Origin of the sequence: Nocardiopsis sp. RV163 (genome assembly GCF_001029525.1) — a bacterium.
Classification (GTDB): domain Bacteria; phylum Actinomycetota; class Actinomycetes; order Streptosporangiales; family Streptosporangiaceae; genus Nocardiopsis; species Nocardiopsis dassonvillei.
In genome coordinates this window covers 30,735-55,774 of sequence record NZ_LEKI01000019.1, presented here as the reverse complement: position 1 = coordinate 55,774, position 25,040 = coordinate 30,735, and the positions used below count along the sequence as shown (strand labels likewise).

At 72.5% G+C, this 25,040-nt stretch carries 28 protein-coding genes; 18 read left to right on the top strand and 10 right to left on the bottom strand.

Going from position 1 to position 25,040, the window contains the following annotated elements; all coding sequences use genetic code 11:
* Nucleotides 1-134 precede the first annotated feature (134 nt).
* Entirely contained in the window at nt 135-623 is a 489-nt protein-coding gene (gene rraA, locus ABD54_RS06030) for a ribonuclease E activity regulator RraA (RefSeq protein ID WP_047868432.1), read from the bottom strand.
* 287 nt (nt 624-910) lie between these two features.
* Between rraA and ABD54_RS06025 the strand changes: the two genes are divergently transcribed.
* The 5 genes from ABD54_RS06025 (at nt 911) to ABD54_RS06010 (ending at nt 5,314) form a co-directional block, all read left to right on the top strand.
* Complete coding sequence (locus tag ABD54_RS06025; RefSeq protein ID WP_047868431.1) at nt 911-1,600, top strand: phosphatase PAP2 family protein; 690 nt, start codon at nt 911-913, stop codon at nt 1,598-1,600.
* A gap of 241 nt (nt 1,601-1,841) precedes the next feature.
* Entirely contained in the window at nt 1,842-3,137 is a 1,296-nt protein-coding gene (gene hemL / locus ABD54_RS06020) for a glutamate-1-semialdehyde 2,1-aminomutase (protein WP_082166708.1), read from the top strand.
* Nucleotides 3,138-3,192: 55 nt separating this feature from the next.
* A complete protein-coding gene (locus tag ABD54_RS06015) occupies nt 3,193-3,828 on the top strand; it encodes a histidine phosphatase family protein (protein WP_047868429.1) in 636 nt (211 codons plus the stop codon).
* 223 nt (nt 3,829-4,051) lie between these two features.
* On the top strand, nt 4,052-4,150 hold the full coding sequence (locus tag ABD54_RS27035) for a 30S ribosomal protein bS22 (RefSeq protein WP_013155353.1): 99 nt from the start codon (nt 4,052-4,054) through the stop codon (nt 4,148-4,150).
* 225 nt (nt 4,151-4,375) lie between these two features.
* Entirely contained in the window at nt 4,376-5,314 is a 939-nt protein-coding gene (locus tag ABD54_RS06010) for an NAD-dependent epimerase/dehydratase family protein (protein WP_047868428.1), read from the top strand.
* 318 nt (nt 5,315-5,632) lie between these two features.
* Here ABD54_RS06010 and ABD54_RS06005 read toward each other — a convergent pair whose 3' ends face one another.
* On the bottom strand, nt 5,633-6,421 hold the full coding sequence (locus tag ABD54_RS06005; RefSeq protein WP_047868427.1) for an HAD family phosphatase: 789 nt from the start codon (nt 6,419-6,421) through the stop codon (nt 5,633-5,635).
* Between the two features lie 249 nt (nt 6,422-6,670).
* Here ABD54_RS06005 and ABD54_RS06000 point away from each other — a divergent pair, with 249 nt between their 5' ends.
* The 6 genes from ABD54_RS06000 to ABD54_RS05980 all read left to right on the top strand — a co-directional run bounded on the left by ABD54_RS06000 (nt 6,671) and on the right by ABD54_RS05980 (nt 11,032).
* Nucleotides 6,671-7,816 carry a putative quinol monooxygenase gene (locus ABD54_RS06000; RefSeq protein WP_047868426.1) on the top strand — a complete coding sequence of 382 codons (1,146 nt, stop codon included), beginning with the start codon at nt 6,671-6,673 and terminating at the stop codon, nt 7,814-7,816.
* Nucleotides 7,817-8,068: 252 nt separating this feature from the next.
* Nucleotides 8,069-8,767 (top strand): DUF2993 domain-containing protein, encoded by a 699-nt coding sequence (locus tag ABD54_RS05995; protein WP_047868425.1) that lies wholly within the window; start codon nt 8,069-8,071, stop codon nt 8,765-8,767.
* 145 nt (nt 8,768-8,912) lie between these two features.
* Nucleotides 8,913-9,251: a thioredoxin family protein gene (locus tag ABD54_RS05990; protein WP_047868424.1), complete on the top strand. Its 339-nt coding sequence runs from the start codon at nt 8,913-8,915 to the stop codon at nt 9,249-9,251.
* A gap of 111 nt (nt 9,252-9,362) precedes the next feature.
* Nucleotides 9,363-9,449: a putative leader peptide gene (locus ABD54_RS29570; protein ID WP_352983320.1), complete on the top strand. Its 87-nt coding sequence runs from the start codon at nt 9,363-9,365 to the stop codon at nt 9,447-9,449.
* Between the two features lie 435 nt (nt 9,450-9,884).
* Nucleotides 9,885-10,730: a sulfurtransferase gene (locus tag ABD54_RS05985; protein WP_047868423.1), complete on the top strand. Its 846-nt coding sequence runs from the start codon at nt 9,885-9,887 to the stop codon at nt 10,728-10,730.
* Complete coding sequence (locus tag ABD54_RS05980; protein ID WP_013155346.1) at nt 10,727-11,032, top strand: DUF1416 domain-containing protein; 306 nt, start codon at nt 10,727-10,729, stop codon at nt 11,030-11,032. The genes ABD54_RS05985 and ABD54_RS05980 overlap by 4 nt, the downstream gene beginning before the upstream one ends.
* Nucleotides 11,033-11,148: 116 nt before the next feature.
* Here ABD54_RS05980 and ABD54_RS05975 read toward each other — a convergent pair whose 3' ends face one another.
* Nucleotides 11,149-11,448 carry a hypothetical protein gene (locus tag ABD54_RS05975; RefSeq protein ID WP_047868422.1) on the bottom strand — a complete coding sequence of 100 codons (300 nt, stop codon included), beginning with the start codon at nt 11,446-11,448 and terminating at the stop codon, nt 11,149-11,151.
* A 609-nt stretch (nt 11,449-12,057) separates the two neighbouring features.
* Here ABD54_RS05975 and ABD54_RS05970 point away from each other — a divergent pair.
* The 4 genes from ABD54_RS05970 (at nt 12,058) to ABD54_RS05955 (ending at nt 17,284) form a co-directional block, all read left to right on the top strand.
* Nucleotides 12,058-14,199: a hypothetical protein gene (locus ABD54_RS05970; RefSeq protein ID WP_394324530.1), complete on the top strand. Its 2,142-nt coding sequence runs from the start codon at nt 12,058-12,060 to the stop codon at nt 14,197-14,199.
* 91 nt (nt 14,200-14,290) lie between these two features.
* Nucleotides 14,291-15,547 carry a MurT ligase domain-containing protein gene (locus ABD54_RS05965; RefSeq protein WP_047868420.1) on the top strand — a complete coding sequence of 419 codons (1,257 nt, stop codon included), beginning with the start codon at nt 14,291-14,293 and terminating at the stop codon, nt 15,545-15,547.
* 10 nt (nt 15,548-15,557) lie between these two features.
* On the top strand, nt 15,558-16,268 hold the full coding sequence (locus ABD54_RS05960) for a type 1 glutamine amidotransferase (protein ID WP_047868419.1): 711 nt from the start codon (nt 15,558-15,560) through the stop codon (nt 16,266-16,268).
* 95 nt (nt 16,269-16,363) lie between these two features.
* Entirely contained in the window at nt 16,364-17,284 is a 921-nt protein-coding gene (locus tag ABD54_RS05955; RefSeq protein ID WP_047868418.1) for an NADP-dependent oxidoreductase, read from the top strand.
* Between the two features lie 52 nt (nt 17,285-17,336).
* Here ABD54_RS05955 and ABD54_RS05950 read toward each other — a convergent pair whose 3' ends face one another.
* Entirely contained in the window at nt 17,337-17,744 is a 408-nt protein-coding gene (locus ABD54_RS05950; protein WP_047868417.1) for a helix-turn-helix domain-containing protein, read from the bottom strand.
* Nucleotides 17,741-18,052, bottom strand: coding sequence for a type II toxin-antitoxin system RelE/ParE family toxin (locus ABD54_RS05945; protein ID WP_327136542.1), 312 nt, complete (start codon nt 18,050-18,052; stop codon nt 17,741-17,743). Before ABD54_RS05945 ends, ABD54_RS05950 begins: the two co-directional genes overlap by 4 nt.
* A 182-nt stretch (nt 18,053-18,234) precedes the next feature.
* Between ABD54_RS05945 and ABD54_RS05940 the strand changes: the two genes are divergently transcribed.
* On the top strand, nt 18,235-18,924 hold the full coding sequence (locus ABD54_RS05940; protein ID WP_235431993.1) for a DUF4352 domain-containing protein: 690 nt from the start codon (nt 18,235-18,237) through the stop codon (nt 18,922-18,924).
* Here the strand turns inward: ABD54_RS05940 and ABD54_RS05935 are convergent.
* Both ABD54_RS05935 and ABD54_RS05930 read right to left on the bottom strand, forming a co-directional pair.
* Entirely contained in the window at nt 18,921-19,943 is a 1,023-nt protein-coding gene (locus ABD54_RS05935; RefSeq protein WP_047868416.1) for a folate-binding protein YgfZ, read from the bottom strand. The genes ABD54_RS05940 and ABD54_RS05935 overlap by 4 nt on opposite strands.
* A gap of 334 nt (nt 19,944-20,277) precedes the next feature.
* Nucleotides 20,278-20,814 carry an FABP family protein gene (locus tag ABD54_RS05930; protein WP_047868415.1) on the bottom strand — a complete coding sequence of 179 codons (537 nt, stop codon included), beginning with the start codon at nt 20,812-20,814 and terminating at the stop codon, nt 20,278-20,280.
* Between the two features lie 210 nt (nt 20,815-21,024).
* Here ABD54_RS05930 and ABD54_RS05925 point away from each other — a divergent pair, with 210 nt between their 5' ends.
* Together ABD54_RS05925 and ABD54_RS05920 are read left to right on the top strand one after the other, a co-directional pair.
* Entirely contained in the window at nt 21,025-21,798 is a 774-nt protein-coding gene (locus tag ABD54_RS05925) for a GIDE domain-containing protein (RefSeq protein WP_047868414.1), read from the top strand.
* 14 nt (nt 21,799-21,812) lie between these two features.
* Nucleotides 21,813-22,175: a DsrE family protein gene (locus ABD54_RS05920; RefSeq protein ID WP_047868413.1), complete on the top strand. Its 363-nt coding sequence runs from the start codon at nt 21,813-21,815 to the stop codon at nt 22,173-22,175.
* Nucleotides 22,176-22,361: 186 nt separating this feature from the next.
* Here ABD54_RS05920 and ABD54_RS05915 read toward each other — a convergent pair whose 3' ends face one another.
* The 3 genes from ABD54_RS05915 to mshA form a co-directional block, all read right to left on the bottom strand.
* Nucleotides 22,362-23,108 carry a phosphoglyceromutase gene (locus ABD54_RS05915; protein WP_047868412.1) on the bottom strand — a complete coding sequence of 249 codons (747 nt, stop codon included), beginning with the start codon at nt 23,106-23,108 and terminating at the stop codon, nt 22,362-22,364.
* 81 nt (nt 23,109-23,189) lie between these two features.
* Nucleotides 23,190-23,735 carry a YbjN domain-containing protein gene (locus ABD54_RS05910; RefSeq protein ID WP_235431992.1) on the bottom strand — a complete coding sequence of 182 codons (546 nt, stop codon included), beginning with the start codon at nt 23,733-23,735 and terminating at the stop codon, nt 23,190-23,192.
* Complete coding sequence (gene mshA, locus ABD54_RS05905; protein WP_047868411.1) at nt 23,726-25,024, bottom strand: D-inositol-3-phosphate glycosyltransferase; 1,299 nt, start codon at nt 25,022-25,024, stop codon at nt 23,726-23,728. Before mshA ends, ABD54_RS05910 begins: the two co-directional genes overlap by 10 nt.
* Nucleotides 25,025-25,040: the final 16 nt, after the last annotated feature.

Here is a 25,040-nt window from a genome sequence, read left to right as displayed (position 1 = left end):
GGTGCGGCGGAGGTGAGGCCCGGAGCCCGCCGGGGGTCGCTGAGGGCTCGGCGTGACGCACCGGGGAGGCGCCGGGGAGGTGCGGAGGAGGTCACCCCGGCGACCCCCTCCGTTCACCTCCGCCCGGTCCGGCGTCAGAGTCGGATCTCCTCGGCGTTCACCACCACGCCGTCCTCGTCGCTGTAGAGCCACTCGCCCGGCGTGAACGTGACGTCGCCGAAGACCACGGGCACGTCCAGGCGCCCGGCGGCGTCCTTGAGGGACTTGCGGGGGTTGGAGCCCAGCGCCTTCACACCCAGGTCCAGCCCGGCCAGGGCGCGGGTGTCGCGGACCGCGCCGAAGACCACGGTCCCCGCCCAGCCGTTGGCCACGGCCGCCTCGGCGATCATGTCGCCCATCAGGGCCGACCGCAGCGAGCCGCCGCCGTCCACCACCAGGACCGCACCGCCGCCCGGGGTGTTGAGGACCCGCTTGACCAGGCCGTTGTCCTCGTGGCAGCGGACGGTGCGGATCCGGCCGGAGAACACCGCGCGCCCCCCGAACTGGCGGAACTGCGTGGAGCAGCTGCGCAGGGTGTCGCCGTGGTCGTCGATGAGGTCCGCGGTGGTGAAGTTCGAGGTCATCGGGGCTCCGTCTCGGGAGGGCGGATGGGCACCGCCGGGAGGGTGGACACCCCCAAGCTACTCATCGGTACGCCGGCCCTTCGGCGCGGCGCGGCCCCTCCTTCGTCGGTGCCCTCCGTCTCTTTCGTCCGTACGGCCGTTTCGCGTGTCCGGGAAGCCCGGGTTGATGACAGGATGAAGGCTTTCATGTCACCGAATCATGGGATTCCCGTCACCCCCGGACGGGACGTCGCCCAGATCATCCCCCCTGCGCGCGATCCTCCCCCTGAGCGACCCAATGGAGAGAGATGGTCTCTGAGATCCTCGCCGTCAGCGCCGCCTGGTCCCGGGCCCTGATCGAGTTCACGGCGGACCTGGACCCCTGGGTGCAGAGCGCCGCCTACGTGGGCACCGACCTCTTCCTCGGAGTGTTCGCGGTCCTCTTCCTCGCCGCCTGGTGGCGCGCGCGCTCCGTGGACTCCCGCCTGGTCGGCCTGGCCCTGTTCGCCCCCGTCGCCACCGTCGTCGCCTACACGGTCAGCCGTACGGTGAAGACGTTCTTCGAGCAGATGCGCCCCTGCCAGGCCATGACCGACCTGACCACGATCGCCACCTGCGACCCGCTCGGCGACTGGTCCTTCCCGAGCAACCACGCCGCGATCGCGGGCGCCGCCGCCGCGGCGCTCATCCTGGCCTGGCGCCGCATCGCCGTCCTCGCCGTGCTGCTCGCCGTCCTGGAGGCCTTCTCCCGGGTCTTCGTCGGCGCCCACTACCCGCACGACGTCACCGTCGGCCTCCTGATCGGCGCCACCGTCGCGGCCCTGGTCTCCCTGGCCGCCTCCCGCCCGATGACCGCCCTCGTGGAGCTGATCGCCCGCGACGACCGCCTGCGCCCGCTGGTGCGCGCCGGGCGGCCGGACACCCCGGCCGCCCCGGACACGGGCGCGCCGCCCCTGTCCGACGCCCCCGCCCGGGACGGCCGCGCCGCCCGGTACTGAGCGGACTCCGTGTGCCCCGCTCCCCCGGGGGAGCGGGGCACACGCGTGTGCGGGACACGGCGTCAGCCCCTCCCGCCGCTTCACCCCGCTGGTCGGGCGTGGGAACGGGGCACACGTGTGACCGACCAACCACGGATCCGGGCCGCCGCGAGACGCGCGTGCGGCTGCCCGACGCCGGGACCTCGGCCGACGCGGGGCGGGTCATGGTCCCGGTGCCGGACACAGCTGACACACTGGTGAGGTGGGTACCCAACAGACTTCCGCAGAGCTTTTCCAGCGTGCCTCCGCCGTCGTGCCCGGTGGCGTGAACTCCCCCGTCCGCGCCTTCGGCGCCGTCGGCGGCACCCCGCCCTTCTTCGTCAAGGGCGAGGGCCCCTACCTCACCGACGCCGACGGCCGCCGGTACGTCGACCTCGTGTGCTCGTGGGGGCCGCTGATCCTCGGCCACGCGGCCCCCGCCGTCGTCGAGGCCCTCCACGGCGCGGTCGACGCCGGAACCTCCTACGGCGCGCCGACCCCCGGCGAGGTCGAGCTGGCCGAGCTGATCGTCGAACGCACCCCCGTGGAGAAGGTCCGCCTCGTCAACTCCGGCACCGAGGCCACCATGTCCGCGATCCGCCTCGCGCGGGGCTTCACCGGGCGCAGCAAGATCGTCAAGTTCGCGGGCAACTACCACGGCCACGTCGACGCCCTCCTGGCCTCCGCCGGTTCGGGCCTGGCCACCTTCGCCCTGCCCGACTCCCCGGGCGTGACCGGGGCCAGCGCCGCCGACACCCTCGTGCTGCCCTACAACGGCCCCGGGGCCGTCGAGCGCGCCTTCGCCGAGCACGGCGACGAGATCGCCTGCGTCATCGCCGAGGCCTGCCCCGCCAACATGGGCGTCGTCGCCCCCAGGGACGGGTTCAACGCCCGGATCAAGGAGATCGCGCACGCCAACGGAGCCCTCCTCATCCTCGACGAGGTCCTCACCGGCTTCCGCGTCAGCGCCTCGGGCTGGTTCGGCCTGGAGGGCGTCGCCCCCGACCTCATGACCTTCGGCAAGGTCATGGGCGGCGGCCTGCCCGCCGCCGCGTTCGGCGGACGCGCCGAGATCATGGACCGCCTCGCGCCGAACGGGCCCGTCTACCAGGCGGGTACCCTGTCCGGGAACCCCCTGGCCACCGCCGCCGGCCTGGCCACCCTGAGGGGGGCCACCCCCGAGGTCTACGCCCGCATCGACGAGGTCTCCGCCCGGGTGGCGGCCGAGGTCTCCAAGGCGCTCGGCGAGGCCGGGGTCGCCCACCGGCTCCAGAACGGCGGCAACCTCTTCACGGTGTTCTTCACCGACAGGGAGGCCGTCGACTTCGACACCGCGCGCACCACCGACACCGCGGTCTTCTCCGCTTTCTTCCACGCCATGCTCGACCAGGGCGTGTACCTGCCGCCCGCCGCCTTCGAGGCCTGGTTCTTCTCCGCCGCGCACGACGACGCCGCCGTGGACCGGGTGGTCGCGGCGCTGCCCGGGGCGGCCCGCGCCGCGGCCGAGGCCCAGGGCTGACGCCCAGGGCCGGTACAGCCCCGACGCCCACGACCCCGAAGGAAAGACACACACGATGACGACGACCACCGTCGTGCACCTGCTGCGACACGGAGAGGTGTACAACCCCGGCAAGGTGCTCTACGGACGGCTCCCCGGCTTCCACCTCAGCGACCGGGGCCAGCAGATGGCGGAGATGACCGCGGAGTGGTTCGAGGGCCACGACATCGCGGCGCTGTTCTCCTCACCGCTGGACCGCACCCAGGAGACCGCCGTGCCCCTCCAGAAGGCGACGGACCTGCCCGTCACCCTGGACGACCGGCTCATCGAGGCGGCCAACAAGTTCGAGGGGATGAGCCTGTCGCGGCGGTCGGTGCGCGATCCCCGCGTGTTCAGCCGCGTGTACAACCCGTTCCTGCCGTCCTGGGGCGAGCCCTACTCCGAGATCGTCACCCGCATGGTGGAGGCCGTGAAGGTCGCCCGCCGGGCGGCGTGGGGCCGCGAGGCCGTGTGCGTCAGTCACCAGCTGCCGATCTGGATGGCCCGCCGCGCGGCCGAGGGCAAACGCCTCTGGCACCGTCCCGACCTGCGCGAGTGCAACCTGGCGAGCGTGACTTCGCTGACCTTCAGCGACCAGCGGCTGACCAGCGTCAGCTACGCGGAGCCCGCCGCCGTCCTGTACAAGGACGAGCCCGCACTCCCCGGGGCGTGACCCGGAGCGCGCACCCGTAACGGTAAGCTGGGCCTTCGGGTGCGGTAGGTGCGCGCTCTCCAGCGCCGGACCCGGGGGCACCACCCCGGCCGCACCGGCCGTTCCGGGCCCCGGGCACGCAGGTGTCCGAACGGCTCCGGTGACCGCATCCGAGCCCCTTGCCGGTTTCCACCGCCCAGCGGTGCGGCATGTCCGTAACCTCCGTCAGCGAGAAGGTGATCCCATGGGTTCCGTCATCAAGAAGCGCCGCAAGCGGATGGCGAAGAAGAAGCACCGCAAGCTGCTCAAGCGCACGCGTGTCGCGCGTCGCAACAAGAAGTAGGACCGGTAGCGGCGAACGTCGTCTCTCCGCGGGCGCGGGCGCGCTCCAGGCACGCCCCGGACGCGGAGACACCGCCGTCCTTGCCCGGCCTTTGCCGGAGCAATGGAATTTTCTGGGTGAGGCGCTGTTGTGTCTCACGGGTCGCGGTCGCCGGTTCACCCCCCGGGTGAACGGTCCGCGGGCCCGCCGGAACAGCTCCCGTCTCCTTCCAAGGAACGTGTCGCCATGGTTCGTGTCGTACTCGTCACCGGGGTTTCCACACCCCTGGCCGCCAGGGTCGCGCAGGCCCTGAGCGAGGAGCCCGGGGTCCGCCGGGTGATCGGTGCCGACTCCTCGCCACCGTCCACGGACGCGCCGGGGTTCGAGTACGCCCATGTCGACCTGCACGACGGGAGCCTGGACGGGATCGTCGCCGACTCCGGCGCCGAGCTCGTCCTGCACCTGGGCCTGGACACCGCTGGCCGTCCCAACCGCGAGGACAACGTCCTGGGCACCATGCGGGTGCTCGGCGCGGCCCAGCGCTCCACCACAGTCCGGCGCCTGGTGGTGCGGTCCAGCGCCACCCTGGACGCCGACGACGCGGCCGAGGTCGAGCGGCACACCCGCGGCCTCCAGCGCCGCCGCCCCGACCTGTCGGTCGCCGTCCTGCGCTTCGCCAACCTCATCGGCCCCTCGGTTAGCACCCCGCTCACGCGTTACCTGGACTCGCGGTTCGTGCCCACCGTGCTCGGCAGCGACCCCGACGTGCAGTTCCTGCACGAGGACGACGGCGCCGAGGCGCTGGTGCGCATGGCGCTCAGCGACGGCACCGGGTTCTTCGACGTGGCGGGCGAGGACTCGGTCCGCCTCTCGCACTGCCTGCGCCGCGTCGGCGGCCAGCGGCTCCCCGTCCCGGCGCGCGGCCTGCGGGTACTGCGCGGCCTGGCCAAGCACGGCCGGATCGACTACGCGAGTTCCAGTACCTCCCGCGCCGTGCGCGCGGGCCTGAGCACCCCGGGCATGCACACCGACTCCCTGGAGCGGGTGCTGGACTGGTCGCCCGCCTACACCTCGGTGGAGGCCTTCGAGGCCTACGCGGGAAGCCGTCGCGGCACGTCCTCGCGCGGAGGCGGCCTGCGGCCCGTCCACGTGCTCGCCCTCGCCAGGGCCACGCTGGGGCGCTGAGGATCTTCGGCGGGCCTCTGATGCGGCCCACGGTGTGAAACGCCCGGAAAGCGCACCTGAGGGCTTTGTGGGCAGCATGAGGTGTTTCGGCCCCCAGACCCCCTTGATCCATTCCACCAACCGGCCGCCCGTCGGCGCCACGCCCACGCGTGAACTGTGGACGACTCCGGTCCCGGGCCCGGTCCCCGTGCGGCGGCCAACCCGACGGCGCGTGCACCGCGCACGCCCGGCCCCCGGTCCCCCGGCTGTTCCGCCCGTCCGGTTCCACTGGTCCACGGCCGCCGGGTTACCCGGCTCCCGGCCTCCGGGCCGGTGGGATCAGCCGGTCCGTCTCTGTCTGACCGCGCGCAGCGCCACGGCACCGGCGACGGCGCCCACGGCGGCCGGGACGGCCACCCGCAGCGTGTTCCGGTGCCGCCGGAAGTCGTGCACCGGCCACCCGTGCGATCGGGCGTACCTGCGCAGGTCGGTGTCCGGGTTGACCGCGTGCGGGCGCCCCACCAGGGACAGCAGCGGCAGGTCGTTGGAGGAGTCGCTGTAGGCGGAGCAGGAGGCCAGGTCCCACCCCTCCCTGTGGGCGAGGGCGCGCACGGCCACGGCCTTCGCCGGACCGTGCAGCAGGTCCCCGTTCAAGCGCCCCGTGTACACCCCGTCGACGCACTCGGCCTCGGTGCCCAGCGCGCCGGTCAGGCCCAGGCGCCGCCGGATGATCTGGGCCAGTTCCACCGGTGTCGCGGTCACAAGCCACACCGGCCGCCCCGCGTCCAGGTGCCCCTGGACGAGCGCCCGGGTGCCCTCCCAGATGCGGTCGGCCATGGTGTCGTCGTAGATCTCCTCGCAGAGCGCCACGAGGTCGTTCACGTCGTGTCCGGCCACGAACGCCAGCGCGGCCTCGCGCGCGGCGTTGATGTGCTCGGGCTGTTCGCTGCCGGTCACCCGGAACACCGTCTGCCCCCACGCGAACCGCATCAGGTCGCGGGTGGTGAACAGGTCCCGGGAGGCCAGGCCCCGGGCGAAGTGGTAGATCGACGCACCCCGCATCAGGGTGTTGTCCACGTCGAAGAAGGCGGCCCCGCGCGCGTTCGGGGACACGGCGTCGTGTGACACGGTTCTCTCCTGGCTTGGGTGGGGGAAGCGGCCCTTTCCGGTGTCGGGGCGGCGCTCCCCGCGTAGTGCGAGCCTACGGCCACCCGCGGGCCGGGTGGAGCCACTGGGATGCGGCGGCAAACCTGGTGATGAAGATCACAGTGTAAATCCCCGTTGTGGCCTCCACTCTGCGGGATCGTCGCCCACACTGACCCCGCGAAGCTGCATCGAGTGCACATCCACCCGCTAACGTGCAGCATCATTGTCGGGATGGTGACGGTAGGACTGGCATTCATAAGCGCGTTGGTGGGCTGGAGCGCCACCGCCGCGCTCGCCGCGTACGCCCAACGCCGTCCCAGTGTGGCCGCGGTCGGATGGCTCGTCGCCGCACTGGGCACGACGGTCGGCCTCAGCGCGGGCGTGATCGGCGCGATGTTCGACTTCGGCGGACCCACCTTCCGGCTGCTGCACATCGGCATCAGCCTCCTGGGCCCGCTCTACATGGCCTGGGGTGCGCTGGAGTACGGCGTTCGCTCGCCCCGCGGCCGGTTCACCTCGCGGCTGTTCCTCAGCGCGTTCACCATCGTCCCCCTGGTGGTGCTGTCCGTCGACCGGGTGGGCACCCGCTTCGACGCCTCCTACCCCGCCATGGGCGACCACTACGACCTCATCCCGCGCTCGCTCGTCAACCTCACGCAGGTCCTCGTCGCGGTCTTCCTCGTCTCCGCGCTCGTCGCGGTCGCCCGGCGCGCCTCCGACCACCGCCGCGCCGACCTGACTGTGCTGGGGCTGGTCGGCCTGGCCTCGCTGCTGTCCGTCGTGGTCGGCCGCTTCGGCCTCGGCTTCGGGGGGCCGCTGCTCATGCTCGGCGCCGTCGCCGCGCTGTGGGGGGCCGTCGCCTTGGCCGCGCGCCCGCGCCGCGACCCCTACGACGATGACGACTACTACGACGACTACGACGACGACGGGGGCGCGGACCCCGACGACGAACTCCCGGAGGAGCCCGTGCGCCGCAAGCGTCGCCAAGCCGACCCCTACGACGACTACTACGACGGTCCGCCGGTCCAGCAGGCGCCGCCCGGCAAGCTGCGTGGCGTCATCACCATCTACACCCTCGCCGACCAGCAGGGCCCGGGTTTCGACCGCATCGCCGACGCCCTCGTCGCCCAGGTCTCCCACAGCGAGCCGGACACCCTGTTGTTCGCCTGCCACACGGTGCCCAGCGCGCCGCTCCAGCGCATCGTCTACGCGATGTACCGCGACGAGCTGGCGCAGGAGGAGCACGAGCAGCAGCCGCACGTCCTGGAGTTCGCCCGGCTCAGCCCCCAGCACGTGGTAGCCACCAACGTGATCGAACTCTCCCTCGCGGGCGCTGCGGCCAGCGACGGCCTCGCCGCCATGCTGATGCCCCGCTGAACAGGGCCCGCAGAGTCCGTCAACGTGGCCGCAGCGCCCCGTTTCCGCCCCGCGAGACGTCTCGAACCGGTCTAGTTGTCCATCCGGGACAAACCGGTGGAAGGCTCCGGGCGTCCAACCTGTGGTGAAGTAGCCTTTCCGACAGGTTTCCATGACCGGCGCCCGTCGGGCGCCGATGGCGTGTGACCACGACCGGCGGGACGAACCAGCCGAGAGCGCGCCGGAACGAAAGAAAGTGTGCTGGGATCTCCGATGCGTAAGTTCCTCGTCGTTCTCCTGATCCTCCTGGCGGTCGCAGTGGTTGCGGCCGACATCGGGGCACGCAGCTTCGCGCAGAACATGGTCGCGAGCCAGCTGGCCCAGCGGCTCCAGATGGCCGAGGAACCCGATGTGGCCATCGAGGGCTGGGCCTTCCTGCCCCAGGCCGTCAGCGGCACCTACTCCGAGGTCAACATCACCGCCGCCTCGGCCACCATGGACAGCATCACCGTCGAGCAGATCGACGTCACCGCCACCGAGGTCGACGCGCCCCCCGCCGACCTGCTCGACCAGCCGACGGTGGTGGCGGGGCGGCTGGACGGCTCCTTCACCGTCCCCTACTCCTTCTTCAACGCCTACCTCCCCGAGGGCATCACCATCACGACCGAGGGCGGCGAGCCCCGTATCACCGGTGAGCTGGCGTTCCCCGAGTTCGGCATCAGCACCTCCGTCAACGCGGGCGGTGAGTTCTCCGTCGAGGGCGACACCGTGACCGTCACCCCCGTCGACGTCCAGGTGGGCGACGCCCCCGTCGACCTCAGCGGCATGGCCGCGACCATGCTGACCTTCAGCGCCCAGGCCCCGCAGCTGCCGTTCGGCCTGACCGTTACCGATATGGAGGCCGCCTCCAGCGGCCTGCGGGTCACCGGCACCGGCTCGGACGTTCCGCTCATGGGCGCCGACGCGGTCTGACGCCGGCTCCGGCCGCGCGGTCCGCGCCGATCCTGCCCCGGGGCCGCGGGGTGCGCGGGCCGCACCGGGCCGACGGGCGGTCCGCGCACCGGAAGCGGCAGCGGCGGAACCGGAGGAGAAGGGGACAAGGGGGAGGGGAAGCGCCATGGCGCTACAGGACGCGGACGCGGCGGGCGACGTGCTCACCGCGGAGGAGGTCGGCGCCCCGCTGGGGGAGCGGGCCACCCTCGTGCAGTTCTCCACCGCCTTCTGCCAGCCCTGCCGGGCCACCCGGCGCGTTCTCGACGGGGTCGCGGGCATGGTCGACGGCGTCGCGCACGTGGAGGTGGACGCCGAGTCCCGCCTCGACCTCGTCCGCCGCCTTGACGTCACGGGCACCCCCACCGTCCTGGTCCTGGACGCCTCCGGCCGCGTGGTGCGCCGGGCGGAGGGCCAACCCCGCAAGGCGGACGTGATCGCCGCGCTCGGCGCGGCCGTCCTCTGAGGCGGCCGTCCTCTGAACCGTCTCCCCCGGACGTCCCACCCGCGCGGACGACTCCTTTGTGATCCAGCACACCAGTGACAAACGCGTAACACGGCCTGTAGCGTCTTCGGTGTGACCTCCTTGACGAGCGCGTATCTGACGAAGCGACGGGCAGTGGACTTCTGCCGCGTCGCCGCCGCGCTCTGTCTGTGTCCCTAGGGCGGACGGGCCCCGGAGCCCGCGCCCCCTCCGTGCGACTGGTTCTCGTCTTCCGTGTACGCATCTGGGGACAGCACACATGCGGGTCGACCCTCACGGGCAGTGCCTCGCGCCTGCCCTGACCACTTCCGTACCGGCCGGAGCCCCGGCAGCCGCCGACCCTCGCGTCCCAGGCCGCCGTGCTCCGTCCTGCGCGGACGCGGTGGCCGGGAGGGTTCGGCGCCCGCTCAGCAGCCCGCTGTCCGCGTTCCACGTACGTCCGGGTTCCGCCGTGCCCCGACTCCCCGGAGCGCGTCCGCCGGCCCCGGCCCGCGCCGGAACCGGGGACCCCGCACCGCTTCTCAGACCTTCCGCATCCCCCGCTCCCGGGACGGCAGCCCCCGGGAGCACCGATCCGCACACGCGACACCGCACAAGAAACACAGGAGGTTCCCCATGAGCCGCTCCGACGTCCTAGTGGACGCCGACTGGGTGGAGGCTCACCTGGACGACGCCGACGTGGTCCTGGTCGAGGTCGACGAGGACACGTCCGCGTACGACAAGGGCCACATCCCCGGCGCCGTCAAGATCGACTGGAAGACGGACCTCCAGGACCCCGTCCGCCGCGACTTCGTGGACCGCACCGGTTTCGAGAAGCTGCTGTCCGCCAAGGGCATCGGCAACGACGACCAGGTCATCCTGTACGGCGGCAACAACAACTGGTTCGCGGCCTACGCGTACTGGTACTTCAAGCTCTACGGCCACACCAATGTCCGCCTGCTGGACGGCGGCCGCAAGAAGTGGGAGCTCGACTCCCGCGAGCTCGTCAAGGACGTCCCCGAGCGGGCCGCCACCCAGTACACCGCCCAGGAGCAGGACGCCTCCATCCGAGCCTTCCGCGACGAGGTCGTGCAGGCCATCGGCACCAAGGACCTGGTCGACGTGCGCTCGCCCGACGAGTTCACCGGCAAGCTGCTCGCTCCCGCGCACCTGCCGCAGGAGACCTCGCAGCGCCCGGGCCACATCCCGACCGCGCGCAACATCCCGTGGGCCAAGACCGCCAACGAGGACGGCACCTTCAAGACCGCCGACGAGCTACGCGAGCTCTACACCGGCGCGGGCGTGGACCTGGACAAGGACATCATCGCCTACTGCCGGATCGGCGAGCGCTCCTCGCACACCTGGTTCGCCCTGCACGAGATCCTGGGCCTGGAGAACGTCAAGAACTACGACGGCTCGTGGACCGAGTACGGCTCCCTCGTGGGCGTCCCGGTCGAGCTGGGGGAGGCCGAGGCCAAGTGAGCGACAGTTGCGGAGCGCCGGTCGGCGGGGTCGCCCTCGCCGACGTCGACGCCGGGAACCAGGCGGTCATCCAGGGCACGGTCACCCGTGACGGACAGCCGCTGAGCGGGGCCTACGCCCGCCTGCTGAACGACTCCGACGACTTCGTCGGAGAGGTGGCCACCGGCGAGGAGGGCACGTTCCGCTTCTTCGCCGCCGACGGCTCCTGGAAGGTGCGCGTCCTCGCCTCGAAGGGCTTCACCGGCGAGTACGCGGTGCAGGCCGAGGTGGGCAAGGTCATCGACCTCCAGGTGCAGGCCTAGACGGCCGGACGACCTCAGGCGTACACGGGGCGCCGGTGCCGACGGGAGACCGTCCGGCACCGGCGCCCCGCGCCTTTGCGGGCCCGTCCATCTCGGGAATCCCTTCTCCGGACACCTCAGTCCGGCGTCTCCTCCCCGGCCTTCTCCGCGAGGGGGAGGTTGAGCTCGACGGCGACGGCGGTGCGCCGCAGTATCCACCAGCGGTAGAGCTGGAGCAGGGCAGCCACTGCCAGGAACGTGGCGGGAAACCAGAGGAAGCCGTGGGAAACCGTTCCGATCACGACCTGTCCGCACATGACACAAGCCAGCATCAGCATGTTGAAGAACTGGGACGCCGCGCTCCAGGGATTCTCCTCCGTCCGACGACGGACACGGGCGCGCTGGCACACGATCACGGCGAACTCCGGGTCGTCCACCGCCTCGCTCCGGCGTATGGCGCGGTCCGCGGCGCGGCGGACCTCCCGAGGCAGCGACCGTATCCGCTCGGACTCCTCGTCAATGGTGACGATGGGCCAGCGGGGGCGACCTCGACGGCGGTTCCATCTGGTCCCCAGGTACACACAGGCACACATGCAGACCAGGAAGACCAAGGCCGCGACGAGCAGGAGTATGGACAGCAGCGGTGCGGGAATGGGGGGTCACTCCTCGGAAAGGGGGCGTCCTCTCTTCTTCTGTCCCCCTTCCCCTGCCCCTGGGGGAGGCGCTGACACGGCGGTGCCTCGCCACCGGCTTCGGAACGGGCGCGCCGTCCGCGCGCCCCTCGGCCTCCACGGGGTCCGCGACGCGTTTTCCACAGGTCCGGGGCGGGGCTGGAAAGCGGTGCGCGCTGCTGCTTGACTGAGATCGACGGCCTTCCACCCGCGCCCACCGGCACCCTCCCGTGCCCGTGACCGGTTCCGGCGGGGCCGTGACGAGCGCGGCGGGCGGGTGACGGCATTCCGCCCACACTCCGGCCCGGGCCGGAGCCCCGCGTGACCGAGTCCCCGGCCGCCCCCCGCGACGGCCGGTCAGGAGGTGTTCGGACGGTGCCCAACCCCCGTTCGGGAGGAGCGTCCCGAGGAGAGGCCGGACGTACCTATGTCGGCTGGCGGCACGCCGTGCTCCTGCCGCCTCCCGGACCGGCCCCGAGGCGGCCGACTCCGGCCGACGCCGAGACCGTCAGCGAGGAGTGGATCGCCGCCCAGCGCGACAGCGAGGCCCAGACCAACCGGCCCCTGTACTTCGCCCTGGCCGGGCTCCTCCTCCTCACCCTGCTGCTGCCGCTGCTGTGGACCCTGCGCATCCTCCCCGGCAGCTTCGCCCTCGGCGGCGTGTTCGCCTGCGCCGCCGTCGCCGCGCCCATCGCCTTCGCCCTCGTGCAGAGCCGCCAGGTCGTCGCCGACCGGCTGCACAGGGCCAGGGAGCGCCTGGCCGCCGAACGCGACGAGCGCGACCGGGTCCTGCGCGAACAACAGCACGAGCACGCCCGCAGGTACACCGAGTGGCAGTCGGCCTCGCGGGCCTACGAGGCGCAGCCGCTCTGGTACGGGGTGACCGTCCCCGCAGGCAGGGGCGCCGTGGTCGTGGTGGGCGGGGACGACGCCGGATGGTCCGCCCTGCTGGCCACCGTCGGTGTCTCCCGGCTGCGCGAGGGCGGTGACCTCACCGTGGTCGACCTCACCGGGCACTCCGTGGCCCGCGAACTCGTCCGGCTCGCCCGCCGCTGCGCCGTGGCCCCGCGCCGGTGGGTGCTCCCCGCCGACCTGCCCCGGATGACCCTGGGCACCAATCTGGACGCGGGACAGCGCGCACGCATCCTCTCCGCGGTCGCGTCCGCCTCCGGCGGCACCGCCGAGGCCGACGCCGACGAGACGCTGCTGCTCCGTCTCCTGGAGGTCCTGGGGCCGCACGCGGGGACCGCCGAACTCATCGGCGGCCTGCGCGCACTGCTCACCCCAGAGGAGGACGCCGCCGAGGACGACCCCGCGCTCGCCCTGCTCACACCGGGGCAGCGGGCCCGGGTGCGCGAGCGCTGCGCCGACGGACCGCGCATCGGGGAGCGGGCCTGGGAGCTGGAGCGCCGCCTGAGCCCCTTCGAGGCCGTCGGTACCCGGGCGGACGACAACGACTACGCGCAGGTCAAGATCATCTCCACCGACCGGGCCTCCGGTGAGACCGCCGCGCGCGTCTACGGCACCTACGCCGTGTCCGCGCTCAGCGAGCTGCTGGAGGCGCCCGAGCCCAGGAACGCCGACGGCAGACGCCCCCGCGTGCGCCCGGACCGCACCCGCACCGTCGTGGTCTGCGGCGCCGACTCCCTCCCCGAGGGGGAGGTCGACCAGGTCCTCGCCGCGGCGGCCGAGGGCGGGGTGGAGGTCGTCCTGATGTTCCGCACGGCCGCCCCCGCCGCGCTCGCCCGGTTCGCCGACCCCGCCTGCCTGCCGGTGGTGATGCGTCAGAACGGGGATTCGGCGGAGGCCGTCGAACGCGCCGCGGCCTCGGCGCCCGGTGTCGCCGGGCACGACCCCGGCGGGCTGCGGGTGCACCGCCTCACCGAGGCGGTGGGCGGGGCCGTGGGCGGCGCGGCCACGGCCGAGCCGGAGGACCCCGACGCCGAGGTGGAGGCCGACGACCGGTTCTTCCCCTCCCCGCACACCGAGTCCGGCGCGGTGATCCGCAACGCCGCCGCGGCGATCGCACCCCTGGACCTCGTCCGCCATGTGAGATCCGCCACCGCATGGGGGAGGGTCACCCTCCAGGAGGCCGGAACCGGCGGGACCGCCGCAGGGGAAGACGGTGCGGCCCCCGGACGCCCCTGCGGTCTGGACGCCGATTCGCTGCGCGGGCTCCCCGCCACGGCCGCCGTGGTCCTGACCGCCGACGGTCCCGTGCTGGCCGACACCAACCCGGGTATCCTCACCCTGTCCACGGCCACACTCGCCACTGTGGACGACTCCCGGAACACCGGCGACGCACCGGGCGTTGGAGGCGGTGGCGCCGTGGCCGCGAGGGGGCGCGGTACCGGAGGCGGCCGCCCCCGGGGCCCGACCGCGGGCCCCCACGCCCCGACCGACACACCCGACGGCACCGCCGACGCGGACGGCTCCTCCGCGCCGACGGCGGCCGTGGGCGACGGGGTGCCGCCCAACCTGGGGCCGCCGCCCGAGAGGTTGGACTGGCGGGTCTGACCCCGGGTGGACACTAGGCTTGGCCCGACACACCGCCCGCCGCCTCCCAGGAGCGAACGGCGCTGGCGGTCCAGCACTTACTGGAGAGTAGATGAGCGAGCTTCCCCTGCGCGCCCAACTGGCATCGGTTCTGGGAAGGAGCGCGGCCAGCCTGTCCCGTGCCACCGGACGCGGAGACGGCTCCGTCATCGGCGGCCGGGTGGCGCTCAAGGTCGAACCCGACCTGCTCGCCAAGCTCGCCCGGGGCCGCAGGCTCGCCCTGGTCAGCGCCACCAACGGCAAGACCACCACCACCAGGCTCATCTCGCACGCCCTGCGAGAGTTCGGCGACGTGGCCACCAACGAGCACGGCGCGAACATGCCCACCGGGCACATCACGGCGCTGTCGAACAACCAGTCCGCCGTCAACGGCGTGCTGGAGGTGGACGAGAAGTACCTCCCGCAGGTGCTGCTCGCCACGCAGCCCGCGTTCGTGGTGCTGATGAACCTCAGCCGCGACCAGATGGACCGCGCCTCCGAGATCAACCTGCTCGCCAAGAAGTGGCGCGTCGCGCTGGGCAAGAGCAACGCCCATGTCATCGCCAACGCCGACGACCCGCTCGTGGCCTGGGCGGGTCTGGGCGCGCCCAACGCCACCTGGGTGTCCGCGGGACAGCGCTGGAAGGAGGACTCCTGGTGCTGCCCCGAGTGCGGCGGCCACCTCAAGCGCGACGTGGACCCGCACTGGGCCTGCCCCGAGTGCGGACTGGCCCGCCCCGCGACCACCTGGGCGGTGGACAACGACACCGACTCCCTCCTCACCCCGGAGGGCCAGAGCATCAGGCTGCGGCTGAACCTGCCCGGTGACGCCAACCGCTCCAACGCCGCGATCGCCGCGGCCACCGCCGCCGGGTACGGCATCCACCCCGAGCGCACCGTGGAGCGGCTGCGCGAGATCACCTCCGTCGCGGGCCGCTACACCTCCGTGGTGACCATGGGCGTCGAGGTGCGGCTGCTGCTCTCCAAGAACCCCGCCGGCTGGCTGGAGTCCTTCGCGGTCCTCGACCCGCCCCACACCCCGGTGATCCTCTCGGTCAACGCGCAGGTCCCCGACGGCAAGGACACCTCCTGGCTGTGGGACGTGGACTACACCGTCCTGCGCGGGCGCCGCGTGTTCGTCATGGGCGAGCGCCGCACCGACCTCGCGCTGCGCCTGGAGACCGACGGCGTGCGGTTCGAGGTGGCCGACCGGGTCGACGAGGTCCTGGGCCGCATCAAGGCCGACCAGCCCGACATCACCAAGGTCGACCTCATCGCCAACTACACCGCCTTCCAGCAGATCCGCACGGCGTACGGCCGCGTCCAGTAGGGAGAAACCCATGACGAACACCAGCGCCCTGCGGATCGTGTGGATCTACCCCGACCTGCTGAGCACCTACGGGGACCAGGGCAACGTCCTGATCCTCAAGCGCCGCGCCGAACTGCGCGGCATCCCCACCGAGATCGTCCACGTCCACTCCAGCGACTCCGTCCCCGAGCAGGGCGACATCTACCTGCTCGGCGGCGGCGAGGACCGGCCCCAGATCCTGGCCGCCGAGCGCCTGCGCGCCGACGGCGGCCTGGCCCGCGCCGCCGCCCGCGGCGCCTGCGTCTTCGCGGTCTGCGCCGGATACCAGATCATCGGCGAGACCTACGGCGACGACGACGCCAACCCGCTCCCCGGCGTGGGCATCCTCGACATCCGCAGCGGCCGCGGCCAGACCCGTGCCGTCGGCGAGATCGTCGCGGACGTGGACCCGGCCCTGGGCGTGGGCCGGATCACCGGCTTCGAGAACCACCAGGGCCGCACGGCCATCGGCCCCTCGGCCCGGCCGCTGTCCACCACGGTGCGCGGCATCGGCAACGACGACCGCACCGAGGGCGCCTACCAGGGCCAGGTGCTGGGCACCTACCTGCACGGCCCGGCCCTGCCGCGCAACCCGCAGCTGGCCGACCTCCTGCTGCGCTGGCGCGTGGGCCAGGTGGCCCCGCTCGCCCCCTCCTGGGGCGAGCGCCTGCACGACGAGCGCCTCGCCGCCGCGATGCGCTGACACCGCGCCCCGGAGGGCCCGACGGGTGCGTCCCGTCGGGCCCCGGGTGTTCTTACGCACGGAATGAACTCCGGGACGCGACCGCTGTTGTGTGCATGAAGGCAATCGCACTACAGCAGTACGGATCGGCCGACGACCTCGCCCTGGTGGACCTTCCCGACCCGAAGGTCGCCCCGAGCGAGGTCCTCATCCGGGTACGGGCCGCGGGGGTCAACCCCGTGGACTGGAAGCTCGCGGCGGGCGGCCTGGACGCCCTCTTCGAGACGGACTTCCCGCTCATCCCCGGCTGGGACGTCGCCGGTGTCGTCGAGGCGGTCGGACCGGACGCGCACGAGTACCAGGTCGGTGACGAGGTCTACGGCTACGCCCGCAAGGACTGGGCCAAGAACGGCACCTACGCCGAGCTGGTGTCGGCCAGCGTGCGGATGCTCGCGCCCAAGCCGCGGTCGCTGAGCTGGCAGGAGAGCGCCGGTGTCCCGCTGGCGGGCCTCACCGCCCTCCAGTCCGTCGAACGGGCGGGGATCGGCTCCGGTGACACGGTGCTCGTCCACGCCGCGGCGGGCGGAGTCGGAGCGTTCGGCGTCCAGATCGCCGTCGCCCGCGGCGCACGCGTCATCGGTACGGCCAGCGAGCGCAACCACGACTTCCTGCGCTCCCTGGGCGCCGAGCCCGTGGTCTACGGGGACGGCCTGGTCGACCGCGTCCGGGCACTGGCCCCGAACGGAGTCGACGCGGTGCTCGACTTCGTCGGCGGGGGAGTGGCCGAGGAGCCGGTGCAGCTGACGGGCGGCCCCACGCGGATCGTGTCCATCGCGGACCCGAACGTCCGGGAGCTGGGCGGGCACTGGCTGTGGGTGCGCCCCGACTCCGAGGACCTCGCCGAGCTGGCGCGCCTGGCCGACGACGGCAAGCTCACCGTGCACGTGGACCGCGAGTTCCCGCTGGCCGAGGCGGCCGAGGCCTGGCGCCTGAGCCAGGCCGGACGCACCCGGGGAAAGATCGTCCTCACCGTCTGACCATCCCCGACCCGTCCGACGGGCCCGGCCGCACCGGCCGGGCCCGTCGTTCTCACGCGGCGTCTCGCTCGCCCGCGGAGGCGTCGGCCCCCTCCCCGGTTCCAGTCGCGGCAGCGGCGTCGCTTCCGGGGATGTCGAGTGTGACGCTCAGCGGGCCCTGGCCGACCCTCAGGTGCAGTTCGCCGCCGATGGCGCTGATGTAGGACCGCAGGAGTTCCAGGCTGTCGATCCGGCCGTGTTCGATCTGGGAGATCCGCGCCTGGCTCACCCCCATGATCTGGGCGACCTCCTTCTGGGTCCTCCCGCTCTCCTTGCGCAGGGAGGAGAGCGCGTAACCCTGACGCTCGGCTTCGATCCGGGCGGTTTCCGCATCGAAGACAGCCTGGGCTTCCTCGGAGGCGAACCAGGGGTCCTGCTTTTCGGACTCCGCTTGGATCTCTCGCCAACTACGCGCCTTCATGCCTGCTCATCCTTTCGCCGCCTCAGATGTTCCAGATAGCGCTGTTCTGCCACCGGGATGTTCTTCTGGTACCACCTGTTCCACCGCCCGGACTTGTCACCGGCCACCAAGAGCACCGCCTGCCGCTCTGGATCGAACACGAAAAGCACACGGATCTCGCTTCTTCCCGAGGAGCCAGGGCGAAGTTCCTTGAGGTTGCGTATCCGACTGCCTTTAACCCTGTCGGCTAGCGGACGTGTCAGGTCAGGACCGTGGCTTTCCGGTCGGCTGAGAGCAGCGTCATACCGCGTCGCGGTGACCGGCGTCATCAGCCCGGAGCTTGAGGTACCACTCCTCAACGGGCTCCAACATCAAGATTTCCCACCTACAGGAGAACATAACGATGTTCTTATGTTCAGTGGGATGGAACGGGAAAAGTGCCGACTGGGCGGGGCTGCCTGATGGCTGACCAGGGAGAAGGCACCTCGGGGTGGAATGAACCGCGGGTGCCGTGCGTCACACCAGCATGGGCAACAGAGGCCGTCACCCGCCACCGTCCAGAGGACCCGGCTCCGTAGTACGGGCCCTGGCCGCACCCGTCGCCGTCCTCCTGGCCGGAGCCGGGTGCGTGGCCACCGCGGTCTCGCTGGAGCGCGCACCGCTCCCCGAGGCCCGGCTGGTCCTGGAAGAGTCGGAACCGGAGCCCGGCACCGCACAGGAGCCCGCCGCACCGGGCCCCTCCGCGCCGGACCCGGGCTCCGAGCCGCAGGAGCCGCGCGGGGGCGGGGCGGAGCCCGATCCGCAGCCGGTTCCGCCGGAGTCCTACAACGGGGCCTCCGCCGTCTTCGGCGACTTCCTGGTGGAGGTGGAGACGGCCTACACCGACACCAGCGTCACCGACGGGATGGGGTCGTCCGCAGTCGCGCCCCCGGACTCCGAGTACCACGTCTACCGGCTCGACGTCACCAACCGGGGCTCCTCGCCCGCGGTCTTCGACACCTACGGGACCATCGGCGTGACCACCGAGGGCCTGGAGTACGCCAACGACGTCGACGCCGAGATCGTCGTGGCGCGGGACTACTTCTGGGACGAGATCAACCCCGGGGAGAGCGTCACCACGCACATCCTGTTCCTGGCGCCGACCGGGACCGAGTTCGCCGAGGTCCGCATCGGCGGACGCGACCTCCTCGAACCGGATTAACGCGGGCGGCGGCGCAGCTCGATCTTGGCGTTGGCGCCCGTTTCCGGGTCCACCACGACCTCCTGACCGGCGGCGATGCCGTCCACCACCAGGTCGGCGTCGGTGGGGGCCGAGCGCTTGACCACGCCCAGGGCGATCGGTCCCAGCTCGTGGTGGCGGGCCGACGTGCCCACCCGGCCCACGGAGCGCCCGTCCAGCTCGATGGCGGCGCCCGCCTGCGGCAGGCGCTCGGCGGTGCCGTCCAGGTGCAGCATGACCAGGCGGCGCGGCGGACGGCCCAGGTTGTGCACCCGCGCCACCGTCTCCTGGCCCGGGTAGCAGCCCTTCTCCAGGTGCACCGCGCGACCCACCCAGTCCACTTCGTGCGGGATGGTGCGGTCGTCGGTGTCCAGCCCCGCGCGCACCCTGTGCTCCGCGATCCGGTTCGCCTCGTAGGCCCACATGCCCGCCGGACGCGCCCCGGCCGCCGTGAGCGCCTCCGCGGCCTCCACGAGCCGTTCGGCGGGCACGAACAGGTCCGTCTCGCCCTCGGCCGCGCGCACGGGCACGTCACCGAGCGACGCGGCCTCCACGGCCTCGGCGCGGTCGGGACCGAGCACGGTCAGCACCGCGCGGGAACCGCTCAGGTCCTCCACCTCGACACGCAGCATGAACCGCATCGAGTCGAGGAACCCCGCCAGCTCCGCGCCGCCCTCCGGTTCGGTGTGGATCCAGGTGGCCTCTCCGTCGTCCACCAGCGACAGGTGGTGCCGCAGGTGCCCCTTGGTGTCCAGGACCAGCGCCTCGGTGGCGGTGCCCGGGGCCAGGCCCCGGGTCAGTTGGCTGGTGAGGTCGTTGAGCCAGCCCAGGCGGTCGGGGCCGGTCACCCGCACCACACCCCGGTTGCTCCGGTCGACCCACGCGCTCGAACGTTCGACGGCGCGCCCCTCGTGCGCGGGGTCGCCGTAGTGCGCGGCGACTCCGGCGTCGGGGGACTCGGCGCTCACGGCGCCCGGTGTGCTCAGCAGCGGCGAAGTCATACCAGCGAGACTAGTCGGCCCGCCAAGGGAGCGGAAACGCCGTCCCCACCTGCGGTTTCGCGCACAGGAAAAACATTTGCCCCGCCCTTGGGGCGGGACGTAGTGTCGGAGGCACGCAAGAAAGGAGGTGGTCCGAGAGATGGTTGATCTTAGGACTGGCGAGGTGGCCGTCCGCTAGGACGACGCTCGCGTTCGCGCGACGTCGTTCGCAGCGAATCCCAGACGGACACCCGGACCCCGGGCCGCCGGAACTCGTCCGACCGGCCCCGCCCCAGCGGCGGGAGCGGCCCGGGGTCCGCCCGTGCCCGGACCGGCCCCGGCCGCTCGGCCCCGACTACTTCGAGCCGACCCTCTTGAGCTGGGCCGACATGTACGAGCGCAGGCCGTGGCCGCGCGCGGCCAGGTCCCAGGCGTACCCCAGCGTCTCCCGGTTGTCCCCGAACAGGCCGTACAGCCGGTGCGAGGCGGTCGCGTCGATCCCGGTCTCGGTGTGTACGACCGCGTCGGTGGACATCTCCACCCGGTTCGCGAACACGTTGCCCAGGTACACCTCGTTGAAGCCCTCGGGGTGCGCGATCAGCACCTCCAGGTGCACGACGGGCTCACCCTCCTCGGGCTCGGCGCCCGTCTCGGGCCGCACCCGCCAGTAGCCCGACTCCTCGGTGACCAGCTCACCTCGGGTGCCCTCCGGGTTCATCCGCCAGGCCCTGCTCGTGAAGGTCAGGTAGGGCAGGCCCGCGTTGTGCGCGAACTCGATCTCCTGGCCGAACTGGAACTCCTCCACGTCGGCGTAGCCGGCGACGCCCACGCCCTCCCAGCGGCCGAGCAGGAAGGACAGTTTCGCCAGATCGGGGTGTACCTCAGCGTCCATATCCCCTGAGCGTAGCGGCGGCTGGAGGCGGCGGTGACCGCCGACGGCGCACCGTGGCCCGCGCCACTCCCCGGCCCCGGTCTGGACATGCCCAATTGGCCCCGCTTTCCCGGAGAACTGGTAAAGATTGTCAGCAGCGCGGTGCGGCCACGGGGCGTGTTCTGCCGACCGCGCCCAAGACCTCCGACGTGTTCTCCAAAGGGGCGGCCTGTGTTACTGGTGATCGGTTCGGCGCTGCTCGTGGCCGCGGTGGTCCTCCTCCCCCTGACCGTGGTCGCCCTGCGGCGCTGGCTGCGTCAGCGGGGGCTGGCCCAGTTGCGCCCGGGCGTGCTCGCGGCAAGGGAGGGGCAGCGCGTCACGCTCACCGGTGTCGCCGCTCCCGGTCCCGAAGGCCCCGTCTCCTCCGGCCTGGCCGGTGCCGAGTGCGTCTGGCACGGCCACGAGGTGCTGCGCCACTACTGGCCGCTCAACCGCGACCCGTCCGAGGGCGCGGTCCGCGAGCGTGCCTGCGACTCCATCGCCGAATACGGTTCCGAGGACCTGTTCGGCATCGTCGCCGAGGGCCGCCCCGGCGACGGCGACCGGATCTTCGTCGACGCGGGCGGCGCCGAGCCGCGCGGTGCCGAACTGTGCCTCAAGCGCGTGGTGGGGCGCCCGCAGCCGGGTGTGGCCTCGCCCGCCGACGACCTGCTGCCCCGCGTACGCGGCCGCATCTCGGGCGTCTTCCGGGGCGAGACCATCGAGTTCGAGTACCGCGAGTGGGTGATCCGGCCGGGCGCCCGCATCCGCGTCACGGGCCTGGTCCAGGTGCGCGAGGGCCGCGTGGTCCTGGCCGCCTCCGAGGACGGGACGCTCAGCGTCGAGCACGGTGTGGACGACCAGCCGGTACGGGTCTCCCCGCGCCGCACCGAGGCCCTGGCACTCACCATCGCCTTCGCGGTCTGCTCGATCGCGGGCGCCGTGCTGACCGCCGCCGCGCTCTGAGTAGGCTTGCGGGCATGTCTCGTTCCTTGGTGATCAAGGTCACCGCCGGTGAGGACGACCCCGAGCGGTGCAACCAGGCGTTCACGGTGGCCGCCGCCGCCCTGGCCAGCGGTGTCGGGGTCTCCCTCTGGCTGACCGGTGAGTCGGCGTGGTTCGCGGTCCCCGGCCGTGCCGAGCGGTTCTCCCTCCCGCACGCCGCCCCCCTCAAGGACCTGCTCGACGCGGTGCTCGCCGCGGGCCGGGTCACGGTGTGCACCCAGTGCGCCGCCCGACGCGACCTGACCGGGGACGACCTGATCCGGGGCGTGCGCGTCGCCGGTGCGCCGTCCTTCGTCGAGGAGGCCGTGCAGGACGGTGCGCAGGCCCTCGTCTACTGAGGCGGGGGTGTTTCGTCCACAGGCCGCGAACGGCTCTGGCGCGGCCCCTCCCAGCGGACTCGGCGTCGCAGAGGGGGAGGCCGCGCCTCCGCCCGCACCGCCATGCCCTCACACCTCCCGGCCCCCGACAGCACAGCGCCCGCACCGCCGAAGGCGGCGCGGGCACGGCGACGGATCGGGCGGGCGTTACTTCTTGCCCTGGTTGGCGACGGCCTCGATGGCGGACTCGGCCGCCTCCGGGTCGAGGTAGGTGCCGCCCGGGTTGGTCGGCTTGAACCGGTCGTCCAGGTCGTAGCGCAGCGGGATGCCCGTCGGGATGTTCAGCCCGGCGATGTCGGCGTCGCTGACGCCGTCCAGGTGCTTGACCAGCGCGCGCAGCGAGTTGCCGTGCGCGGCGACCAGCACGGTCTTGCCCGCGGCCAGGTCCGGCACGATCGAGTCGTACCAGTACGGCAGGGCGCGCTCCAGCACGTCCTTGAGGCACTCGGTGCGCGGCAGCAGCTCCGGCGGCAGTTCGCCGTAGCGGGCGTCACCGGCCTGCGAGTAGGTGTCGTCGTCCGCGATGGGCGGCGGCGGGGTGTCGTAGGAGCGCCGCCAGATCATGAACTGCTCTTCGCCGTACTCCTCGCGCGTCTGCGCCTTGTCCTTGCCCTGCAGGGCGCCGTAGTGGCGCTCGTTGAGGCGCCAGGTGCGCTCGACCGGCAGCCAGTGCAGGTCGGCGGCGTCCAGAGCGAGGTTCGCGGTGCGGATCGCGCGCTTGAGCAGGGAGGTGTGGACCACGTCCGGCCGTACGCCGGCCTCCTTGAGCAGCTCGCCGCCCCTGCGGGCCTCCTCCTCGCCCGTCGCGGACAGGTCCACGTCCACCCAGCCGGTGAACAGACCCTTCGCGTTCCAGACGCTCTCACCGTGTCGCAGCAGTACCAGAGTTCCCATGGGGACAAGCCTAGCCACCCGGGTGCCGCGCTCCGTCGTCCGCCCGCCCGCTAGCGGGGAAGCGGACGCGGCCTCGGCGCCCTACCCCTCGTCCCGGGCCTCCACCAGGTGCGCGAACACCCTCAGATTGCGCATGTCGTGGCCGCGCTCGGCGCGCCAGCGCCACTCCTTGCGGATGGCCGACGCGAACCCGCGCTCCAGCGCGCTGTTGAAGTTCTCGTCCGAGTAGGTGAGCACGCACCCCAGCAGCCGGTCCACCTCGTCGGAGGTGACACCCTCCAGCGGCAGGCGGCCGCGGATGTAGACGTCGCCGACCTCGTCCGCGACGAAGGCCATCCCGTACATGTCGGCGCTGCGGCGCATCAGCCACAGGTAGAAGTCGGCGTGGTTCTCGTCGGGCTGACGGCAGAAGAACGACGTCAGGGTGAGGCTGTGCGGTCCCACCTCCAGCCACACCAGGGTCTTGAGCTTGGCCTTCCCCGGCAGGGTGACCAGGAACGACCCCTCGCGGGGGCGCTCCACCTCCAGTTCGGCCTCCGCCACGGCCGAGGAGATCGCCTTGGCCGCGGCGTCGCGGGCAGCGTCCCTGTCCACCTGGTACTTCCCCTCCTCCTCGGTCACCGGCACGCCGCCAGGGGCAGCGCCCGGGGGGCGGTGCTCGCCCTGTACACGTCCAGCAGTTCGTCGACGGTCCGCGACCAGCCCAGTGTGGCCGCGTGCGCGGGTGCCGCTGTCGCCAGCTTGGCACGCCACGCCGGTTCGGAGACCATCCGGTGCAGCTCGGCCGCGTAGTCGTCCGGGTTGTGCCCCCGCACCAGGACGCCGGACACCCCGTCGGCCACGGCCGTGGTCAGGCCGCCCACCCGTGCGGCCAGGACCGGGGTGCCGCACGCCTGCGACTCCACCGCCACCAGGCCGAACGACTCCGAGTAGGACGGCACCACGGTCACCGCGGCCGCGCGGTAGTAGTCGGCCAGCCGCTCGCGGGTCTGCGGCGGCTCGATCCGCACCACGTCCGCCACGCCCAGGGAGCGGGCCAGGTCGGTGAGCAGCCCGGGCTCGCGCATCCCGCCGCCCGACAGGCCGCCGACCACGCCCACCACCAGGCGCGAACGCAGTGAGGGATCGCGCTCCAGCAGCGCGGCGGCGGCCCGGATGAGCACATCGGGGGCCTTCAACCGCTGCACGCGCCCCACGAACAGCAGGAGTTCGGTGCCCGCGGGCAGTCCGATCCGCGCCAGCGCGTCCCGGCGCGAACCGGGGCTGAACACCTCCAGGTCCACACCCGGGGGAATGACGCTGATCTGGCCGTCGCGGGCGCCGTAGTGCTCCCGGAGCTGGCGGGCCTCGTCGTCGGTGTTGGCGATGAGCCGGTCGGCCTGGCGGACGAGCTGGTCCTCCCCGCGCAGCCGGGCCTCGGGCTCGGGCGCGTCGCCGTCGGCCAGGGAGGCGTTCTTCACCCTGGCCATGGTGTGCATGGACTGCACCAGGGGCACGCCCCAGCGGCGGGCGGCCACCACACCGGCCTGGCCGGACAGCCAGTAGTGCCCGTGCACGAGGTCGTAGTGGTCGGGCTCGTTCTGCGCCTCGGCCCGCAGCATGCCGAAGATGAACGGACACAGGTGCTCGGCGAGGGTGTTCTTGTCCAGGCGGCCGTAGGGCCCGGCGGGCACGTGCCGCACGTTCACGCCCGGGGCGAGCTCCACCACCGGCGGGAGGTCGGCCCGGGTCGCGCGGGTGAAAACGTCCACGGCCACGCCGCGTTCGGCCATGCGCCGGGCCACCTCGACCACGTACACGTTCATGCCTCCGGCGTCTCCGGTGCCGGGCTGGTCGAGCGGGGAGGTGTGCAGACTGACGGTCGCGACCCGGGACGGGACCGCCGTCTGCTCTCCCGCGGGAACGATTCCAGACACCGGAGGTCCCTTCAGG

What these genes read in the sequence shown, in the direction of transcription:
- ABD54_RS06000 (WP_047868426.1), top strand. Translation starts at nt 6,671, where the DNA reads ATGGTGACGGTAGGACTGGCATTCATAAGCGCGTTGGTGGGCTGGAGC.
- ABD54_RS05945 (WP_327136542.1), bottom strand. Translation starts at nt 18,052, where the DNA reads ATGACGCCGGTCACCGCGACGCGGTATGACGCTGCTCTCAGCCGACCG.
- ABD54_RS05960 (WP_047868419.1), top strand. Translation starts at nt 15,558, where the DNA reads ATGACGAACACCAGCGCCCTGCGGATCGTGTGGATCTACCCCGACCTG.
- ABD54_RS05920 (WP_047868413.1), top strand. Translation starts at nt 21,813, where the DNA reads ATGTCTCGTTCCTTGGTGATCAAGGTCACCGCCGGTGAGGACGACCCC.
- ABD54_RS05935 (WP_047868416.1), bottom strand. Translation starts at nt 19,943, where the DNA reads ATGACTTCGCCGCTGCTGAGCACACCGGGCGCCGTGAGCGCCGAGTCC.
- ABD54_RS05955 (WP_047868418.1), top strand. Translation starts at nt 16,364, where the DNA reads ATGAAGGCAATCGCACTACAGCAGTACGGATCGGCCGACGACCTCGCC.
- ABD54_RS05930 (WP_047868415.1), bottom strand. Translation starts at nt 20,814, where the DNA reads ATGGACGCTGAGGTACACCCCGATCTGGCGAAACTGTCCTTCCTGCTC.
- ABD54_RS05965 (WP_047868420.1), top strand. Translation starts at nt 14,291, where the DNA reads ATGAGCGAGCTTCCCCTGCGCGCCCAACTGGCATCGGTTCTGGGAAGG.
- ABD54_RS05915 (WP_047868412.1), bottom strand. Translation starts at nt 23,108, where the DNA reads ATGGGAACTCTGGTACTGCTGCGACACGGTGAGAGCGTCTGGAACGCG.
- ABD54_RS06010 (WP_047868428.1), top strand. Translation starts at nt 4,376, where the DNA reads ATGGTTCGTGTCGTACTCGTCACCGGGGTTTCCACACCCCTGGCCGCC.
- ABD54_RS05950 (WP_047868417.1), bottom strand. Translation starts at nt 17,744, where the DNA reads ATGAAGGCGCGTAGTTGGCGAGAGATCCAAGCGGAGTCCGAAAAGCAG.
- ABD54_RS06015 (WP_047868429.1), top strand. Translation starts at nt 3,193, where the DNA reads ATGACGACGACCACCGTCGTGCACCTGCTGCGACACGGAGAGGTGTAC.
- ABD54_RS05995 (WP_047868425.1), top strand. Translation starts at nt 8,069, where the DNA reads ATGCGTAAGTTCCTCGTCGTTCTCCTGATCCTCCTGGCGGTCGCAGTG.
- ABD54_RS05985 (WP_047868423.1), top strand. Translation starts at nt 9,885, where the DNA reads ATGAGCCGCTCCGACGTCCTAGTGGACGCCGACTGGGTGGAGGCTCAC.
- rraA (WP_047868432.1), bottom strand. Translation starts at nt 623, where the DNA reads ATGACCTCGAACTTCACCACCGCGGACCTCATCGACGACCACGGCGAC.
- ABD54_RS05990 (WP_047868424.1), top strand. Translation starts at nt 8,913, where the DNA reads ATGGCGCTACAGGACGCGGACGCGGCGGGCGACGTGCTCACCGCGGAG.
- ABD54_RS06025 (WP_047868431.1), top strand. Translation starts at nt 911, where the DNA reads ATGGTCTCTGAGATCCTCGCCGTCAGCGCCGCCTGGTCCCGGGCCCTG.
- ABD54_RS27035 (WP_013155353.1), top strand. Translation starts at nt 4,052, where the DNA reads ATGGGTTCCGTCATCAAGAAGCGCCGCAAGCGGATGGCGAAGAAGAAG.